15 protein-coding genes are annotated in these 16,469 nt (G+C 67.5%); 1 reads left to right on the forward strand and 14 read right to left on the reverse strand.

The window, feature by feature from the left end; all coding sequences use genetic code 11:
* The first annotated feature begins 12 nt into the window (after nucleotides 1–12).
* Nucleotides 13–579 (forward strand): hypothetical protein, encoded by a 567-nt coding sequence (locus tag AC099J_RS26175; RefSeq protein ID WP_479618231.1) that lies wholly within the window; start codon nucleotides 13–15, stop codon nucleotides 577–579.
* Between the two features lie 11 nt (nucleotides 580–590).
* Here AC099J_RS26175 and AC099J_RS26180 read toward each other — a convergent pair whose 3' ends face one another.
* From AC099J_RS26180 to AC099J_RS26245, 14 genes are all read right to left on the reverse strand, one after another.
* Nucleotides 591–1,130 (reverse strand): hypothetical protein, encoded by a 540-nt coding sequence (locus AC099J_RS26180; protein ID WP_479618232.1) that lies wholly within the window; start codon nucleotides 1,128–1,130, stop codon nucleotides 591–593.
* A gap of 20 nt (nucleotides 1,131–1,150) precedes the next feature.
* Complete coding sequence (locus tag AC099J_RS26185; protein WP_479618233.1) at nucleotides 1,151–1,402, reverse strand: GlsB/YeaQ/YmgE family stress response membrane protein; 252 nt, start codon at nucleotides 1,400–1,402, stop codon at nucleotides 1,151–1,153.
* A 104-nt stretch (nucleotides 1,403–1,506) separates the two neighbouring features.
* A complete protein-coding gene (locus AC099J_RS26190; protein WP_479618234.1) occupies nucleotides 1,507–3,486 on the reverse strand; it encodes an ABC-F family ATP-binding cassette domain-containing protein in 1,980 nt (659 codons plus the stop codon).
* 43 nt (nucleotides 3,487–3,529) lie between these two features.
* Complete coding sequence (gene prmB / locus AC099J_RS26195; RefSeq protein ID WP_479618235.1) at nucleotides 3,530–4,402, reverse strand: 50S ribosomal protein L3 N(5)-glutamine methyltransferase; 873 nt, start codon at nucleotides 4,400–4,402, stop codon at nucleotides 3,530–3,532.
* Nucleotides 4,399–5,553 carry a succinyl-diaminopimelate desuccinylase gene (gene dapE / locus AC099J_RS26200; protein WP_479618373.1) on the reverse strand — a complete coding sequence of 385 codons (1,155 nt, stop codon included), beginning with the start codon at nucleotides 5,551–5,553 and terminating at the stop codon, nucleotides 4,399–4,401. The genes prmB and dapE overlap by 4 nt, the downstream gene beginning before the upstream one ends.
* Nucleotide 5,554: 1 nt before the next feature.
* Nucleotides 5,555–6,700: a PilT/PilU family type 4a pilus ATPase gene (locus tag AC099J_RS26205; protein ID WP_479618236.1), complete on the reverse strand. Its 1,146-nt coding sequence runs from the start codon at nucleotides 6,698–6,700 to the stop codon at nucleotides 5,555–5,557.
* Between the two features lie 37 nt (nucleotides 6,701–6,737).
* The gene (gene dapD / locus AC099J_RS26210) at nucleotides 6,738–7,571 is read right to left on the reverse strand and encodes a 2,3,4,5-tetrahydropyridine-2,6-dicarboxylate N-succinyltransferase (protein WP_479618237.1); all 834 of its coding nucleotides are present in this window, start codon (nucleotides 7,569–7,571) and stop codon (nucleotides 6,738–6,740) included.
* On the reverse strand, nucleotides 7,568–8,794 hold the full coding sequence (gene dapC, locus AC099J_RS26215) for a succinyldiaminopimelate transaminase (protein WP_479618238.1): 1,227 nt from the start codon (nucleotides 8,792–8,794) through the stop codon (nucleotides 7,568–7,570). The genes dapD and dapC overlap by 4 nt, the downstream gene beginning before the upstream one ends.
* A 100-nt stretch (nucleotides 8,795–8,894) precedes the next feature.
* Complete coding sequence (locus tag AC099J_RS26220) at nucleotides 8,895–9,962, reverse strand: alpha/beta hydrolase (protein WP_479618239.1); 1,068 nt, start codon at nucleotides 9,960–9,962, stop codon at nucleotides 8,895–8,897.
* Between the two features lie 8 nt (nucleotides 9,963–9,970).
* Nucleotides 9,971–11,548, reverse strand: coding sequence for a PHA/PHB synthase family protein (locus tag AC099J_RS26225; RefSeq protein ID WP_479618240.1), 1,578 nt, complete (start codon nucleotides 11,546–11,548; stop codon nucleotides 9,971–9,973).
* A 49-nt stretch (nucleotides 11,549–11,597) separates the two neighbouring features.
* The gene (locus AC099J_RS26230; protein ID WP_479618241.1) at nucleotides 11,598–12,716 is read right to left on the reverse strand and encodes an enoyl-CoA hydratase/isomerase family protein; all 1,119 of its coding nucleotides are present in this window, start codon (nucleotides 12,714–12,716) and stop codon (nucleotides 11,598–11,600) included.
* A gap of 13 nt (nucleotides 12,717–12,729) precedes the next feature.
* Nucleotides 12,730–13,620 carry a 3-hydroxyisobutyrate dehydrogenase gene (gene mmsB, locus AC099J_RS26235; RefSeq protein WP_479618242.1) on the reverse strand — a complete coding sequence of 297 codons (891 nt, stop codon included), beginning with the start codon at nucleotides 13,618–13,620 and terminating at the stop codon, nucleotides 12,730–12,732.
* A gap of 37 nt (nucleotides 13,621–13,657) precedes the next feature.
* Nucleotides 13,658–14,812 (reverse strand): acyl-CoA dehydrogenase family protein, encoded by a 1,155-nt coding sequence (locus AC099J_RS26240; RefSeq protein ID WP_479618243.1) that lies wholly within the window; start codon nucleotides 14,810–14,812, stop codon nucleotides 13,658–13,660.
* 28 nt (nucleotides 14,813–14,840) lie between these two features.
* On the reverse strand, nucleotides 14,841–16,385 hold the full coding sequence (locus AC099J_RS26245) for a CoA-acylating methylmalonate-semialdehyde dehydrogenase (RefSeq protein WP_479618244.1): 1,545 nt from the start codon (nucleotides 16,383–16,385) through the stop codon (nucleotides 14,841–14,843).
* Between the last annotated feature and the right edge of the window lie 84 nt (nucleotides 16,386–16,469).

A 16,469-nucleotide genomic window follows, 5' to 3' on the forward strand; every position in this document is an offset into this window, starting at 1 on the left:
GCCGCTGCGCCCGTGAACGTCCTGGTGCGCCTTGCGCCGGGGGGCGTGCTGGTCCTTTCAAGGAAGGCAGGGGGATCACCCATGACAGAACTGCTCGTGGCGTTGGTGGGTGCCGGCGCTGTGCTGTTCGTGTGGCGTGCGCTGAGGATCTGGGTCCATCCTTCTTTCGGTGGCGCCATCCCGTCGGGTTTTGGCGTCCTCGCGAAGCGGACGGGGCCGGCGGATGTGTACCAGTGGCCGCGTCTGGGGCTGTTCGACTTCGAGATCGAGGAGACCGCGCATCCCACACACCAAAGCGCCCTGCGCGAAGCCTTCGAGGAGGAGGGCGCGCATTGCATGGTCACGCTGGTGCCGCATGGCAACGGGCGCGACACGGGTGCGCCGGTGGCTGTCCACCTGGGTGGGCGCTGTGTGGGATTTCTGTCGATGGGAGACGCCACGCGCTTTCACCGTCGGCTGGCGTACGAGGGCCGGCGCGGACAGCTCAGCCAGTGCGGCGCACAGATTGCGCGGGCGTCACGTGAGCGCCGCAGCACCCGCATGACGATCCGGCTGGACCTCAAGCCCTTCCGGCACTGATCAGGTCGCCGTCAGCGCAGCATGCGCAGGCGTTTGCGCAGCGCGGCGGCGTCGGGCGTGTCGAGTGGCGGCAGCGCCAACTGCGCCTGGCGCGCGACACGGACGCAATCCTTCAAATGTTCCTCACCGAGGAAACGGATGGCGGTGTAACCCAGCAAGGCGGCCACCGCCTGGCCGGCCAGCGGCACGTATTTGGCGGCCTGGCCCGCGGACAGCCGCAGACCGATGGTGGTGGCGGCCTTGAGCACCAGATCACGGGTGATGAATTTGCCCACCAGCACCGAGCCCACGACGGCCACGGCCTTTTGCACCTGCTCGCGCTTTCGCGGCTCCAGGCGGTCGATCTGCTCAGGCGTGAGGCCGAATTCGGCGTTGATGGCGGGGATCAGGCGCGACAGCAGGGCCGCATCGACCGCCCAATCGAAGCCCGGCACCGGCACTGCGCCGGCGGCGGCACCCATCAGCGCTCGGCCGTGCAGCATCTTGCGGCTGCGGCGCACGGCCTCGATCAGCCGGGCGTCCCCTTCGGTGAAGTCGAGCGCCGTGGGCATGCCGTCTCAGTGGCGCAGGCTCAGGACTTGCCCTTGACCAGACCGTAGATCACCAGCAGCACGACGGCGCCGACGACCGAGGCGATCCAGCCAGCTGCCGCGCCCGGTCCGTACCAGCCCATTTGCTGGCCGAGCCAGCTGGCGCCGAACGAGCCGGCAATGCCCAGGATGGACGTCATGATGATGCCCAGCTTGTCGTCGCCCGGCTTGAGCGCCCGGGCAATCAGGCCAACGACGAAGCCAACGATGATGGTGCCGATCAGAGAGAACATGTTGTGTGTACAAGCGAAGTGAAACCTTCGCGAATGTACCTGAACTGCATGGCGGCTTCGTTTCCGTACGCGTCATGGACCATTGTCCAGCCGGCCTGCCAGCGTCACGGCGTTTCGAGCTGCTCCGATAAGTGCAGCCACTGCTCTTCCTGCTTGGCCAGTTGGTCGGTGACCTGCTTGAGCCGACGCCCGGTCTCGGCCATGGCGGCGGGGGAAGGGTTTTGCATGAGCTGTGCTTCGAGCGCCGACTTCTCATGGTTGAGCTCGACCATGCTGTGGTCGAGCTGTTCGATCTGCTTGCGGATGGGCCGCAGGCGCTCGGCTTGTTCCTGGCGGCGTTGCGCGTCCTGCTGCTTGCGTTGCGCCGGTGCCGGGGCGGGCGCATGGGCCGGGGACGGCGCAGCGGCAACGGGCACGGGCGGCGCCTGCTTCAGCGCCTCGCGCTGGCGCTTGGCCTCGTCCAGCAGGTAGCGCTGGTAGTCGTCCAGGTCGCCATCGAACGGGCTGATGCCGCCGCGCGCCACCAGCCAGAACTCGTCGCACACCGCACGCAGCAGCGCCCGGTCGTGGCTCACCAGCATCACCGTGCCCTCGAACTCGTTGAGCGCCATCGACAGCGCTTCGCGCGTGGCCAGGTCCAGGTGGTTGGTGGGCTCGTCCAGCAGCAGGAGGTTGGGGCGCTGCCAGACGATCATGCACAGCACCAGGCGGGCCTTTTCGCCGCCGCTCATGCTGCCCACGGCCTGCTTGACCATGTCGCCGCCGAAGTTGAAGCCGCCCAGGAAGCTGCGCAGGTCTTGCTCGCGCGTGGGCTGGCTGCCCAGCGTGCCGGCGGCCTGGCATTCCTTGACCAGGCGGATCATGTGCTCCAGCGGGTTGTCGGCCGGGCGCAGCACGTCCAGTTCCTGCTGGGCGAAGTAGCCGATGTTCAGGCCCTTGCCCTCGGTGATCTCGCCCAGGATGGGGGCCAGCGCGCGCGCCACGGTCTTGACGACGGTGGACTTGCCCTGACCATTGGCGCCCAGGATGCCGATGCGTTGGCCAGCCAAGACCGACTTGCTGACCTTCTCCACGATGACGGTGGGCGGCGTGCCTGCGGGCGCGTCCTCGGGCGCCGGATAGCCAAAGCTGGCGCCGTCCATGGCCAACATCGGGTTGGGCAGATTCGCCGGCTCCTTGAACTCGAAGGTGAACTCGGCCTCGGCCAGCAGCGGCGCGATCTTTTCCATGCGGTCGAGCGCCTTGACGCGGCTCTGCGCCTGGCGCGCCTTGCTGGCCTGGGCCTTGAAGCGCGAGATGAACTTCTGCAGGTGGGCGATTTTGTCCTGCTGCTTGGCGAACGACGCCGACTGCTGCTCCATCTTCTCGGCGCGCATGTCCTCGAACTTGGTGTAGTTGCCGCCGTAGCGGTTGAGCTTGGCGCTTTCGATGTGGATGGTGACGTCGGTCACCGCGTCCAGGAACTCGCGGTCGTGGCTGATCACCAGCAGCGTGCCCTGGTAGCGCTTGAGCCAGGCTTCCAGCCAGACCAGGGCATCCAAATCCAGGTGGTTGGTGGGCTCGTCCAGCAGCATCAGGTCACTCGGGCACATCAGCGCGCGCGCCAGCTGCAGCCGCATGCGCCAGCCGCCCGAGAAGCTGTCCACCGGGTTGTCCAGCTCGGTGGTCTTGAAGCCCAGGCCCAGGATCAGCGCCTGCGCGCGGGCACGGGCGTCGTGGGCGCCGGCGTCGTGCAGCGCCATGTAGGCATGCGCCATGCGCTCGCCGTCTTCACTGTCCTCGCTGGCCGTGACCTCGGCCTGCGCAGCCAGCAGCACGACATCGCCATCGACCACGAAATCGGTCGCGCCCTGGCTGGTCTCGGGCATGTCCTGCGCCACCTGGGCCAGGCTCCACTGCTGCGGCACGAAGAACTCGCCACCGTCCTCGTGCAGGCTGCCATTCAGCAGCGCGAACAGGCTGGACTTGCCGGCGCCGTTGCGCCCGACCAGACTGGCCTTTTCGCCGGGGTTGATGACGGTGGAGGCGCTGTCGAGCAGCACCTTGGTCCCGCGGCGCAGGACGACATTCTTCAGGGTGATCATGTGAACCGTGGCTGCTTCAGGAAAGCAGCGCTCGTTGAGAGTTTCAGAGGCCGGCGAGGGCTTCGCCAGTGACCAGCAGCACCTGGTCATCGCCGGCGCTTGTCTCCAGCCAGACGACTTCGAGAGCCGCAAAAGCGGCTTCGAAGTGCGTTCGTTCGTTGCCGATTTCCAGCACCAGCACGCCGTGTGGCGGCATTTTCGCAGACAGACCGGCGAGCAGGGCGCGCACGAAGTCCATGCCGTCGGCACCGCCCTCCAATGCGAGCGCTGGCTCGGCCTGGTATTCGGCTGGCAGCGCCTGCATGCTGGCGCTGTTCACATACGGCGGGTTGCACAGCACGAGGTCGTAACGGCCTTCGGTCGCGGCCAGGCCGTCGGACTGCAGCAGGCGAATGCGATCGGCCAAGCCATGCCGCTCGACGTTGATGCGGGCCACCGCCAAGGCGTCGGGCGAGATGTCGGTTGCGTCGACCACCACGTCGGGGTAGGCCATGGCGGCCAGCACGGCCAGGCTGCCGTTGCCGGTGCACAGGTCCAGCACGCGGTGGGTGTGTGGCCCCAACCATGGGTCGATGCTGCCGTCGACCAGCAGCTCGGCGATGAAGGAGCGCGGCACGATGGCACGCTCGTCCACGTAGAAGGGGATGCCTTGCAGCCAGGCTTCCTGCGTGAGGTAGGCCGCAGGTTTGCGTGTGGCGATGCGCTGCGCCAACAAGGCCCGCACCTGGGCCTGCGCCTGGGCGGGCACCGCCAGCTCGGCCACGTCATCCAGCGCATCCAGCGGGTGGCCGAGGCGCCACAGCACCAGCCAGGCGGCTTCATCGAACGCGTTGGCCGTGCCATGGCCATAGGACACGCCGGCCGCATCGAGCTGCTGCGCGCCGGCTTCGATCAGGGACAGAACGGTGACGCTCACACGATGGCGGCGTTCAGCCGCTCCAGCACGCTGCGGTAGATGTTCTTCAGCGGCTCGATGTCGTTGACGGCCAGGTGCTCGTCGATCTTGTGGATCGTGGCGTTGGGTGGGCCGAGCTCGATCACCTGCGGGCAGATCTTGGCGATGAAGCGGCCGTCGCTGGTACCGCCGGTGGTCGACAGCTCGGTGGTGATGCCGGTCTCTGCCAGGATGGCCGCGCGCACCGCGTCGACCAGCGTGCCGGGGGTGGTCAGGAAGGGCTGGCCACCCACCGTCCAGTCCAGCGCGTATTCGAGGCCATGGCGGTCCAGCAAGGCCGTGACCCGTTGCTGCAGCCCTGCGGCCGTGGACTCCGTGCAGAAGCGGAAATTGAAGTCGATCACGACCTCGCCCGGGATCACGTTGCTCGCGCCCGTGCCGCCGTGGATGTTGCTGATCTGAAAGCTGGTGGGCTGAAAAAAGTCGTTGCCCCGGTCCCACTCGGTCGCCGCCAACTCCGTCAACGCCGGCAGCGCTTGGTGGATGGGATTGCGGGCCAGCTGCGGGTAGGCGATGTGGCCCTGGATGCCGCGCACCGTGAGCTTGCCGCCCATGGTGCCGCGCCTGCCGTTCTTGACCATGTCACCGGTGCGCTCGACCGACGTGGGCTCGCCCACGATGCACCAGTCGATGCGCTCGCCGCGTGCACGCAGCACCTCGCAGACGACGACCGTGCCATCACGCGCCGGGCCTTCCTCGTCGCTGGTCAGCAGCAGTGCGATGGACAGCGCCGGCTGCGGCGTAGCGGCGAGGAACTCCTCGATGGCGACCACGAACGCGGCCAGCGAGGTCTTCATGTCGCTGGCGCCACGCCCATAGAGCTTGCCGTCACGGTGCGTCGGCACGAAGGGGTCGCTGGTCCATTGCGCAAGCGGGCCCGTGGGCACCACGTCGGTGTGGCCGGCCAGCACCAGCAGCGGCCCGTTGCCGGCACCGCGCCGCAGCGCCCACAGGTTGGCCACGCGGAAGTCCGCCGGGCCGCTGTCGATGCGTTCGCAGACGAAGCCCAGCGGCGCAAGGCGTTCGGCGATCAGGGTCTGGCACTGCCCGTCTTCGGGCGTCACGGAAGGTTGCGCGATCAGCTGTTCGGCCAGGCGCAGGGTGGCGTTCAATTCAGCCTTTGACATCGAGCGTGATTTCGGTGAACGACGGTTGGTCGTCGGTATCCAGGGCGTCATCGGCAGCGCTGCTGCCGCGCGTGAAGTCGTTCTGCAGGCGCCACATCAGGTTGGTGGCCGAATCTGCGTGGGCCAGGCCCTCCTTGCGGTCGACCACACCCTCCGTGATCAGGCGGGCAATGTCCACCTCGAAGGTCTGCGAGCCCTCGGCGATCGACTTTTCCATCGCCTCGCGCACGCCTGAAAAGTCGGCACGTTCGATCAGCTCGCTCACCAGCCGGGTGTTGAGCATGATTTCCACCGCCGGCACGCGGTCGCCGCGCACGGTGCGCAGCAACCGTTGCGAGACGACGGCCTGCAGCGTCGAGGCGAGGTCGCCCAGCATCGTCGCGCGCACCTCGATCGGGTAGAAATTGAGGATGCGGTTCAACGCCTGGTAGCTGTTGTTGGCATGCAGCGTGGCCAGGCACAGGTGGCCGGTCTGCGCGTAGGCGATGGCAGCCGACATGGTCTCGCGGTCGCGGATCTCGCCGATCAAGATCACATCGGGGGCCTGGCGCAGCGCATTCTTGAGCGCGATTTGCAGCGACGCCGTGTCGGTGCCGATCTCGCGCTGGTTGACCACTGACTTCTTGTTCCTGAACAGGAACTCGATCGGCTCCTCGATCGTCAGGATGTGGCCGCTCTCGCGCTCGTTGCGGTGGTCCAGCATCGCCGCCAGCGTCGAAGTCTTGCCGGCGCCGGTAGCGCCCACGACCAGCAGCAGGCCGCGCTTGCGCGTCACCAGCTCGGCCAGCGACATCGGCACCTTCAACGCGGCCAGCGTGGGGATCTCGGTGTTGATGTAGCGCACCACCACCGCACAGCTGCCGCGCTGGCGCATGGCGCTGACGCGAAAGCGGCCCACACCGCTCAGCGACACGGCCACGTTGAGCTCGCCGGTCTGCTCGTACTCGCTCATCTTGTCGGCGGCGACCACCTCGGTCAGCAGGTTGCGTGGCGCGTCGAAGGGCAAGATCTGGCTGTTGATCGGAACCGTCAGCCCGTTGATCTTGATCAGTGCCGGCGCATTGGCCGACAGGTACAGGTCAGAGGCCTTCTTCTCCTGCATCAGGCGCAGGATGCGTTCCATGGTGCTCATGTCAGGGCCTCCGGGTGGTCATCCATCAAACGCTCATTCAGTCGCGCAGCAGATCGTTCAGGCTGGTCTTGGAGCGCGTCTGTGCGTCCACCGTCTTGACGATGACGGCGCAGTACGTGGTGTAGTCCTTGCCGGCCGCCGTCTTCTTGGGCAGGCCGCCGCTGATCACCACGCTGCCCGACGGCACACGGCCATACACAATCTCTCCGGTGTCGCGGTTGAAGATCGGCGTGCTCTGGCCGATGTACACGCCCATGCCCAGCACCGAGTTCTCTTCGATGACCACGCCTTCGACGACTTCGGAGCGCGCGCCGATGAAGCAGTTGTCCTCGATGATGGTGGGGCCGGCCTGCACCGGTTCCAGCACGCCGCCGATGCCCACGCCGCCGGACAGATGCACGTTCTTGCCGATCTGCGCGCAGCTGCCCACGGTGGCCCAGGTGTCGACCATGGTGCCTTCGTCCACGTAGGCGCCGATGTTCACGTAGCTGGGCATGAGGATCGCGCCCTTGGCGATGAAGCTGCCGCGGCGCGCCACGGCTGGCGGCACCACGCGCACGCCGGTGGCCTTCATCTCGTCATCGGACAGGTGCGAGAACTTGGTCTGCACCTTGTCGTAAAAGCCGAGTTGGCCGGCCTTGATGACTTCGTTGTCCTTGAGGCGGAACGACAGCAGCACGGCCTTCTTGATCCACTGGTGCACCGTCCACTGGCCGACGCTCTCGCGCGTGGCCACGCGCAGCTTGCCGGTGTTGAGTTCGGCGATCACCTGCTCGACGGCGTCCACGACTTCCTTGGGTGCGGCCTGCGGCGAGAGGCTGGCGCGGTTGTCCCAGGCGGTGTCAATGATGGTTTGAAGCTGTTGGCTCATGTTGGTCGGGCTCTTGATTGGATGAATTGAACGATGCGCTGCGCGGCTTCCACGCATTCGGCGGTGTCGGCGACCAGGGCCATGCGGATGCGGCCTTGGCCCGGGTTGCCGGCGGCGGTCTCGCGCGCCAGGTAGCTGCCGGGCAGGACGGTCACATTGTATTGAGCGAGCAGATCGCGGGCGAAGCGCGCGTCGCTGCCCTCCGGGTCCTCGCCCGCCCGCAGCGGCACGCCGGCCCACAGGTAGAAACTGGCGTCCGGCAGGCGCACGTCCATGACTTCGGCCAGCAGCGGCGTGACGGCCGCAAACTTCTCGCGGTACAGCGCGCGGTTGGCCTCGACATGGGCCTCGTCGTTCCACGCCGCGATGGAGGCGGTCTGCACCACCGGGCTCATGGCGCTGCCGTGGTAGGTGCGGTAGAGCAGAAACTGCTGCATCAACGCCGCATCCCCAGCCACGAAGCCCGAGCGCATGCCGGGCACGTTGCTGCGCTTGGACAAGCTGGTGAAGGACACGAGGTTCTTGAAGTCGTCACGCCCCAGCTGCGCTGCCGCTTCGAGCCCGCCCAAGGGTGGCGCATGGCCGAAGTAGATCTCGCTGTAGCACTCGTCCGAGGCGATGACGAAGCCGTGCCGGTCCGACAGCGCGAACAGCTTGCGCCATTCATCCAGCGGCATCACGGCGCCGGTCGGGTTGCCGGGCGAACAGACGAACAGCAGCTGCGTGCGCGCCCACACGTCCTCGGGCACGCTCTCCCAGTCCACCGCGAAGTTGCGCGCCGGATCGGACGGTGCGTAGTAAGGCTCGGCCCCGGCCAGCAGCGCCGCGCCTTCGTAGATTTGATAGAACGGATTGGGGCAGAGGACGGTCGCGCCCTCGCGCGTCGGGTCCACGATGGTCTGCGTGAACGCGAACAGGGCTTCGCGCGAGCCGTTGACGGGCAGCACCTGGTTCGCAGGGTTCAGCTTCAGGCCATAGCGGCGCTGCACCCACCCGGTGAAGGCCTCGCGCAGCGCCAGGCTGCCGGCCGTCGGCGGGTAACCGGCCAGGCCGCTGCGCAAGTCGCCCGCCAGTGCGGCCTGGATGAATTCCGGGGTGGGGTGCTTGGGCTCGCCGATGCCCAGGCTGATGGGCCGCAAGTGGGTGGGCGGCGTGACGCCGGCGAACAGTTGACGCAGCCGTTCGAAAGGGTAGGGCTGCAGGCGGGCGAGCAGGGGATTCATGGGGGGCGATTATCGGGCGGCCTCGGGGAGAGGCTTTCCCGCCCGGCACCGCGACTTGCCCGGCTCATCGTCGTGCTTGCGCACACTCCCCCCGCCACCGTCAAACGTAGTGCGTTTCCAGAAATTCCCGCGTGCGCCGGTACAGGTCCACACGGTTGAGCTCCAGTGCCATCGAATGCGTGCCGCGCGCCAGCATTTCCAAGCGCTTGTAGCGGGCATGCGTCAGGCGCCCGAACAGCTCCTGCGCCATGGCGGGCGGGGTGTCCACATCCCACTCGGCCACCAGCAGCTGCGTTGGCGCGGTGATGCGCTCCGGCGCGTAGGTGGGCCGGCCGGCTGCCCAGCAGTCGATCAGGTCGGCCAGCACGCCGTTCGGGGCGCTGACCGCCTGGGTCGCGGGTCCCGCCCCGCCCTGGATATCGACCAGCGCTTGCCACCAGCGGTCGAACTCGGCCTGCGGCATGAGTTGCTGGGCGACCTTGGCGCTCAGTCCGCGCACCCAGCGCTGGCGGGCTTCCGTTTTCGTGACGCTGCGAAAGTCGCCGAGAAAGTCGGCGTTGTTGGCGAGCGGCGGCGGCAGGCTGGACATCATCAAACGAGACAGCGCCATGCCGGGCGTGTTGTGGATGATCCAGAGTGGCGCCACGAGGACCAGATGCCGAACGTTCTCGCCATGGGCAGCGGTGTAGCCGCCGCTGAGCGCGGTGCCCCAGGACCAGCCGATGAGATTGACGCGCTCGACGCCGGAATGGGCGCGTACGAAATCGACCACGGCCCCCAGGTCGGCAACGGCTTGCGGCGTGCGCGCATAGGGCAGGGCGCGCGCCCGCGGTGGGCGGGCCTCGGCGGGGCGGGAGGACCGGCCGTACCCGCGCACGTCGAACAGATACGCATCGAAGCCATGCAGCGCCAGGTAGTCGAGCCAGGAACCACCGCCGAACATCGCATGGTCGAAGGCCACGCTGCCCGGGTAGGTGGCGCCGTGCACGAACAGCACGACCTTGTCCGGCGCCGGGGCCGGCATGCCGCCCAGGCGCTTGCGCCGCACGTGCAGTTCCACGCCAGGTGCGCCGCCGGCGATGCGGTGGTCCGTGGCGACAATGCTTGGCTGATCGACCTTCTGGTCGGCGTTTGGTGCAGTGGGGTTCGCGGCTTTGGTCGACGGCATCGCGGTCGTCAGCCCTGTGGCACCCGTTCCAGCACGTACGAACCGGGTGCCGCTTCCAGCGCAGGCCACTGCGCGCTGCCAGGCTGCGCCGGCGCGGCAACGAGACGCCCGCCGGTCTTGGCCACCCACTTGCACCACTCGGGCCACCAACTGCCCGGGCTCTTGGTGGCGGCGGCCTTCCAGGCCTCAGGGTCGGTGCTGCGCGGGCCGCCGAACCAGTAGCTCTTGCGGGACTTGGCCGGGTGGTTGATGACCGTGCCCGACACGTGGCCGCCTTCGGTCAACAGGAACTCGCACGGACCACTCACCAGGCCCAGCGTCTGCAGCGTGGTCTGCCACGGCACGATGTGGTCCTCGGTAGCGGAGATGACGCAGCACGGCATGTCGATGTTGCCCACGTCCACCTTGCGCCCGCGCAGGGTCAGCGCGCCCGGCACGCGCAACTGGTTGCGCAGGTACATGTTTTCCACGTAGTACTGGTAGACATCTGCGGGCACGTTGGCGGTGTCGCTGTTCCAGTACAGCACGTCGAACGGCGGAATCTTCTCGCCCAGCAGGTAGTTGTTGACCCAGAAATGCCAGATCGAATCGTTGGCGTGCAGCATCGCCATGGCCTTGGCCAGGTCCTGCCCCGGCATCACGCCCTTCAGCCGCACGCGCGGCTCGAAGGCTGCGATCTGCGCCGCGTCGACGAAGATGCCCACGTCGCCGTGGTCCGAGTAGTCCACCAGCGTGGTGAGGAAGGTGGCCGAGGCCACGCGCTTCTTCTCGGCCGGCTTCATCGCCGCCAGCGCCGAGACGGACAGCGCGCCGCCGATGCACCACGCCAGCAGGTTCAGGCGCGGCGCCTCGGCGATCTCGCACACCATCTCCACGGCCTTCAGCACGCCGTCGCACACGTAGTCTTCCCAAGCCAGGCTGGGCCCGCCCGGGTGTGGGTTGCGCCACGACATGATGAACACGTTCTGCCCCTGCTCCAGCAGGTACTTGACGAAGGACTTCTGCTCGTTCAGGTCGAAAGCGTAGAACTTGTTGACGCAGGGCGGCACGATCAACAGAGGCGCCTGGCGCACCTTGGCGGCCAGCGGTGCGTAGTGGATCAGCTGAAAGATGTCGTTCTGGAAGACGACGGCGCCTGGGGTGGTCGCGAGGTTCTTGCCGACGGTGAAGGCCTGCACGTCGCTGGACGATGGCAGCGCGGTTTTCTGCATGTCGGCCAGCATGCGGGTGACGCCGGTCAGCGCACTTTCCCCCTTTGTTTCGACCGCCTGGGCCAGGGCCTGCGGATTGGTCAGGAAGAAGTTGGATGGCGACATGGCGTCGACCGCGTACTGCACGTAAAAGTCCCACACCTTCCTCTGGTGCTCCGGCAGGGCATTGCCCATCTGGCCGATCTGCTGCGTCGTCTGGCCGGCCGCCTCGTACCACTGCATCAGCATCTGACCGTAGGGCGTTGCGGACCACGCCGGGTCCTTGAAGCGCGGATCGTTGGCCAGCGCGTTGGGCGGCGGCAGAGCCTCGGCACCGGGCGCCGTCCAGCTGCGCGTCCAATGGTCGAACATGCGTTGCAGGCTTTCGGGGGTCATGGGTGTGTCTCTCGTTGTTCGGTGTCGGATGCGGCGGGCGCGCTGGGCGTCACACCAGGTCGGCCAGCGGGTGCGGCGGCTGGATGAAGGACTGGATGTGGGCGGGCGTGATTTCGGCGAGCGTGGCGGGCTGCCAGCGCGGCTTCTTGTCTTTGTCGATCATCAGCGCGCGGATGCCCTCGGCGAAGTCGCCGAAGCGGGCGCAGGCCACCGACACGTGGTATTCCAGGCGCAGCACGTCGGCCATCGACAGGTGCAGGACGCGCCGCCACAGGGCAAACGACAACGCCGCTGAAGTCGGCGAGCCACGCATGAAGGTGTCGGCGGCCTTGGCCAGCCAGGGGTCTTCATGGTCGGCCAGCTTGTGCAGCCGGCTGGCGATGTCGGCCAGGCTGTCGTTGCCGATGGTCTCGTCGATCAGGTCGTAGTGCTCGCGCATCTTGGACTCGGCCCCACCATCGCGCAGCGCGTGCTGGCCCAGCACGTGGCTGAGCCGGGCGGAATTGACCTCGATGTCATCGGACCAATGGCCGGCCGCGATGGCGGCGAGCACCGCGCCGTGCTGCTCGTGCGGCAGCACGAAGTCGGCCAGCCCCACGAAGCGCGCGTCGAAGCCGTTGAAGCTGGCACCGGTGAGCGCCAGGAACAGGCCGATCTTGCCCGGCGCGCGCCGCAGGAACCAGCTTCCGCCCACGTCCGGGTACAGGCCGACGGAGATCTCGGGCATGGCCAGCCGCGTGCTACGCGTGGCCACGCGATGTGACGCGCCTGCCAGCAGGCCGATGCCACCGCCCATGACGATGCCGTGGCCCCAGCACAGGACCGGCTTGGGATAGGTGTGGATCTGGTAGTCGAGCCGGTATTCACGTTCGAAGAACGAAGCGGCATCGCGCGGCACCTCACCCGCCGGCGTGCTGCGCATCGAGACATACAGGCGCTGCAGATCGCCACCCGCGCAGAAGGCCCGGTCGCCGGCTGCGTCGAGCACCACGAGCGCGATGGCAGGGTCTTGCGCCCACTGTGCCAGCTGCGGTGCCAGCCGGTCGATCATGTCCAGCGACAGCGCGTTCAGGCTGGTCGGCGCGTCCAGCGTGGCGCGACCGCAGCGGCGCCCGCAGGCGGTGGGGATTTCCTCGAATCGGACGCTGGGCGATGGGGTCTCTTGCATGCAGGGTTCCAGTTCAGTCGGCCTTCTTCTGCACCAACTGGATGATGCTGGAGAAGTCGAGCGGGCCGCGGCCCGCCAGGCTGTGCGCGGCGTACAGGTTACGCGCCAAGCCGCCCAGCGGTGTCGCGGCGCCCACGGCTGCGGCGTTCTCCTGCGCCAGGCCCAGGTCCTTGAGCATCAGGTCAGTGCCGAAGCCGCCTGCGTAGCCCTTGGAGGCCGGGGCCGTCTCCATCACGCCCGGCAGCGGGTTGTACTTTTCCAATGCCCAGTTGCCACCAGAGCTGCGGCGCATGATCTCCGAGAGCACCTTCGGGTCCAGCCCGTTGGCCACGCCCAGGGCGATGGCTTCCGAGGTGCCGATCATCAGCACGCCCAGCAGCATGTTGTTGCAGATCTTGGCGGTCTGCCCGGCACCGGCACCACCGGCGTGGAAGATGTTGGCGCCCATTTTTTCCAGCACGGGCCGGGCGCGTTCGAGATCCGCTTCGCTGCCGCCCACCATGAAGGTCAGCGTGCCCGCAATGGCGCCGCCCGTGCCGCCGGAGACGGGGGCGTCGATCACCGCGATGCCGCGCTTGCCGCCCTCGTCGGCCAGCTTGCGCGAGGTCGCGGCCGCAATGGTGCTGCTGTCGATGACCAGGGTACCCGGCGCGATGTGCGACAACAGGCCGCCTTCGCCCAGGTACAGCGCCTCCACATGGCGGCTGGCCGGCAGCATGCTGATCACCGCCTCGGCGCCGGCCACCGTCGCGGCGGCCGAGTCGGCCACCGTGAGGCCCTCGGCTGCGTACTTGCGGCAAGCGTCGGCCGATAGGTCGAACACGCTCAAGCTGTGCCCCGCCTTGTGCAGGTTCAGCGCCATCGGCCCGCCCATATTGCCCAGGCCAACAAATGCGATCTTCATGGGGGAGTCCTTTTCAAAAGCGGGTCCGCATGGGTGCTCAGCGGATGTCGCTGTCGCCGTCCAGCAGCTTGCGCGCCACAACGACGCGCATGATTTCGTTGGTGCCTTCGAGGATCTGGTGCACGCGCGCGTCACGCACCAGCCGCTCCAGCGGGAATTCTGCGAGGTAGCCGTAGCCGCCGTGCAGTTGCAGCGCGTCGTTGCAGACGTTGAAGCCGGCATCCGTCGCAAAGCGCTTGGCCATGGCGCAGTAGGTGCTGGCGTCGGCATGGGCGGCGTCGAGTTTGCTGGCCGCCAGCCGCACCATCTGGCGCGCGGCAACGAGTTCGGTCGCCATGTCGGCCAGCTTGAACTGCAGCGCCTGGAAGCTGGCGAGAGGCTTGCCGAACTGCTTGCGCTCGTGCAGGTAGCGGCGTGCCGCATCCAGCGCGCCCTGGGCCGCGCCGACCGAGCAGGTCGCGATGTTGATGCGCCCGCCGTCCAGGCCCTTCATGGCGATGCGAAAGCCCTCGCCTTCGGCGCCCAGCAGGTTCGCCGCCGGCACGCGCACGTTGTCGAAGCTGATGGTGCGGGTGGGCTGGCTGTTCCAGCCCATCTTGTGTTCCTTCTTGCCGTAGCCAACACCGGGCGCATCGGCTGGCACCGCGAAGGCCGACACGCCACCGGCACCCGCGCCGCCGGTGCGTGCCATCAGCACCAGCACGTCGGTCGCGCCGGCGCCCGAGATAAAGGCCTTGCCACCATTGATGACGTACTCGCCGCCTTGGAGATCGGCGCGCGTCTTGAGCGACGCGGCGTCGGAGCCGGCGCCAGGCTCGGTCAGGCAGTACGACGCCAGCTTCTTCCCGCTGGTCAAGGCTTCGCCCCATTCGGCGCACACCGCGTCGCTGCCCCAGGTGCCCAGCATCCAGGTCGCCATGTTGTGGATCGTGATGAAGGCGGTGGTCGACGGGTCGACCGCGGCCATCTCCTCGAACACCATCGTGGCGTCCAGCCGCGGCAGCGCCAGGCCGCCGATGCGCTCGGGCGCGTACAGGCCACAGAAACCCAACTCGCCAGCCTTGGAGATGGCCTCCCGCGGAAAGATGGATTCCGCGTCCCACCGCGCGGCGTTCTGCCCGAACTCGCTGGCGGCAAATTCGCGCGCCGATTCGGCAAAAGCGCGCTGCTCTTCTGACAGTTCAAAGTTCATGGACACCACCTCGAAAGATCGCTTGCGCCTACTTCAGCGAAATGGTGGTGTTGACGCCCTGCGAGACGGTGCTGTCATCGAACCAGCGCTCGGTGATGGTCTTGGTCTGCGTGTAGAACAGGATGACCTGCTTGCCATACGGCCCCAGGTCGCCCAGCTTGGAGGCACGCGAGCCGGAGAAGGAGAACAGCGGCACCGGCACCGGGATCGGCACGTTGATGCCGATCTGGCCGACGTCGATGTCTTCCTGGAACCTGCGCGCCGCAGCGCCCGACTGCGTGAAGATGGCTGTGCCGTTGCCGTTCGGGTTGCGGTTGATGAGCTCGATGGCCTCGTCGATGGTCTCAGCACTGGCCAGGCACATCACCGGGCCAAAGATCTCCTGGTCGTAGATCGCCATGCCGGGCTTCACGCCCGAGAAGATGGTCGGCCCGACGAAGTTGCCCTTCTCGTAGCCGGGAACGGTGGTTTTGCGGCCGTCCAGCTCCAGCGTGGCGCCATCGGCCACGCCGCGCTCGATCAGCCCGGTCACGCGGTCGTAGGCGGCGCAGGACACCAGCGGGCCGACGTCCACGCCCTTGTCGGTGCCAGCGCCGATCTTGAGCGTCTTGGCCTTCTCGACGAACTCGGGAATCCAGTTGCGCGCCTCGCCCACCAGCACCGCCACCGATACCGCCATGCAGCGCTGGCCCGCCGCGCCGAAGCTGGCGCCGGCCAGCGCATTCAAGGTCTGCTCCTTGTTCGCGTCCGGCATCACGATGGCGTGGTTCTTCGCACCCATCATGCATTGGGCGCGCTTGCCGGCCAGCGTGGCGCGGTTGTAGACGTGGGTGCCGACCTTGGTCGAGCCGACGAAGCTGATGGCCTTGATGTCCGGGTGGTCGCAGATGGCGTTGACCACCGCCTCGCCGCCGTGCACCACGTTCAGCACACCGGGCGGGATGCCGGCTTCGAGCGCCAGCTCGCACAGCCGCATGGTGACCATCGGGTCTTGCTCGGAGGGCTTGAGCACGAACGTGTTGCCGGTGGCGATCGCCATCGGGAACATCCACAGCGGGATCATGGCAGGGAAGTTGAACGGCGTGATGCCGGCGCACACGCCCAGCGGCTGCAGCAGGGTGTAGGTGTCGACGCCGCTGGCCACGTTGTTGGCCAGCTCGCCCAGCTGCAGGTTGCCGATGCTGGCCGCGTGTTCGACCACTTCGAGGCCGCGGAACACGTCGCCTTCGGCATCGGGCAGGGTCTTGCCTTGCTCGGCCGTGAGGATGGCGGCCAGCTCGGCCATGTTCTCGCGGATCAGCTGCTGGTACTTGAGGAAGATGCGGGCACGCGCGCCGATCGGGGTTTTGCGCCAGGTCTGGAAAGCCGTCTTGGCCGAAGCGACGGCGGCGTCGACCTCGGCCGGCGTGGCAAACGGCACGCGCGCCAGCACTTCCTGCGTGGCCGGGTTGACGATGTCGCGCCACTCTGTGCTGCGCGATTCGACAAATTTGCCGTCGATCAGCAGCTTGACGTGCGAGATGGCGGGAGCGGCAACGGAAGCAGGAAGTGCGGAAGCGGGGAGTGCGGACATGGCGGAAGTCTCCTGAGGGGCGCTCTGGGCGCTGGTATGAAGCGGATCGCGACGCCGCATGCTACATGTGCAAATTTCTTGCGG

It is taken from the genome of Rhodoferax sp. RT4P68 (assembly GCF_056521305.1).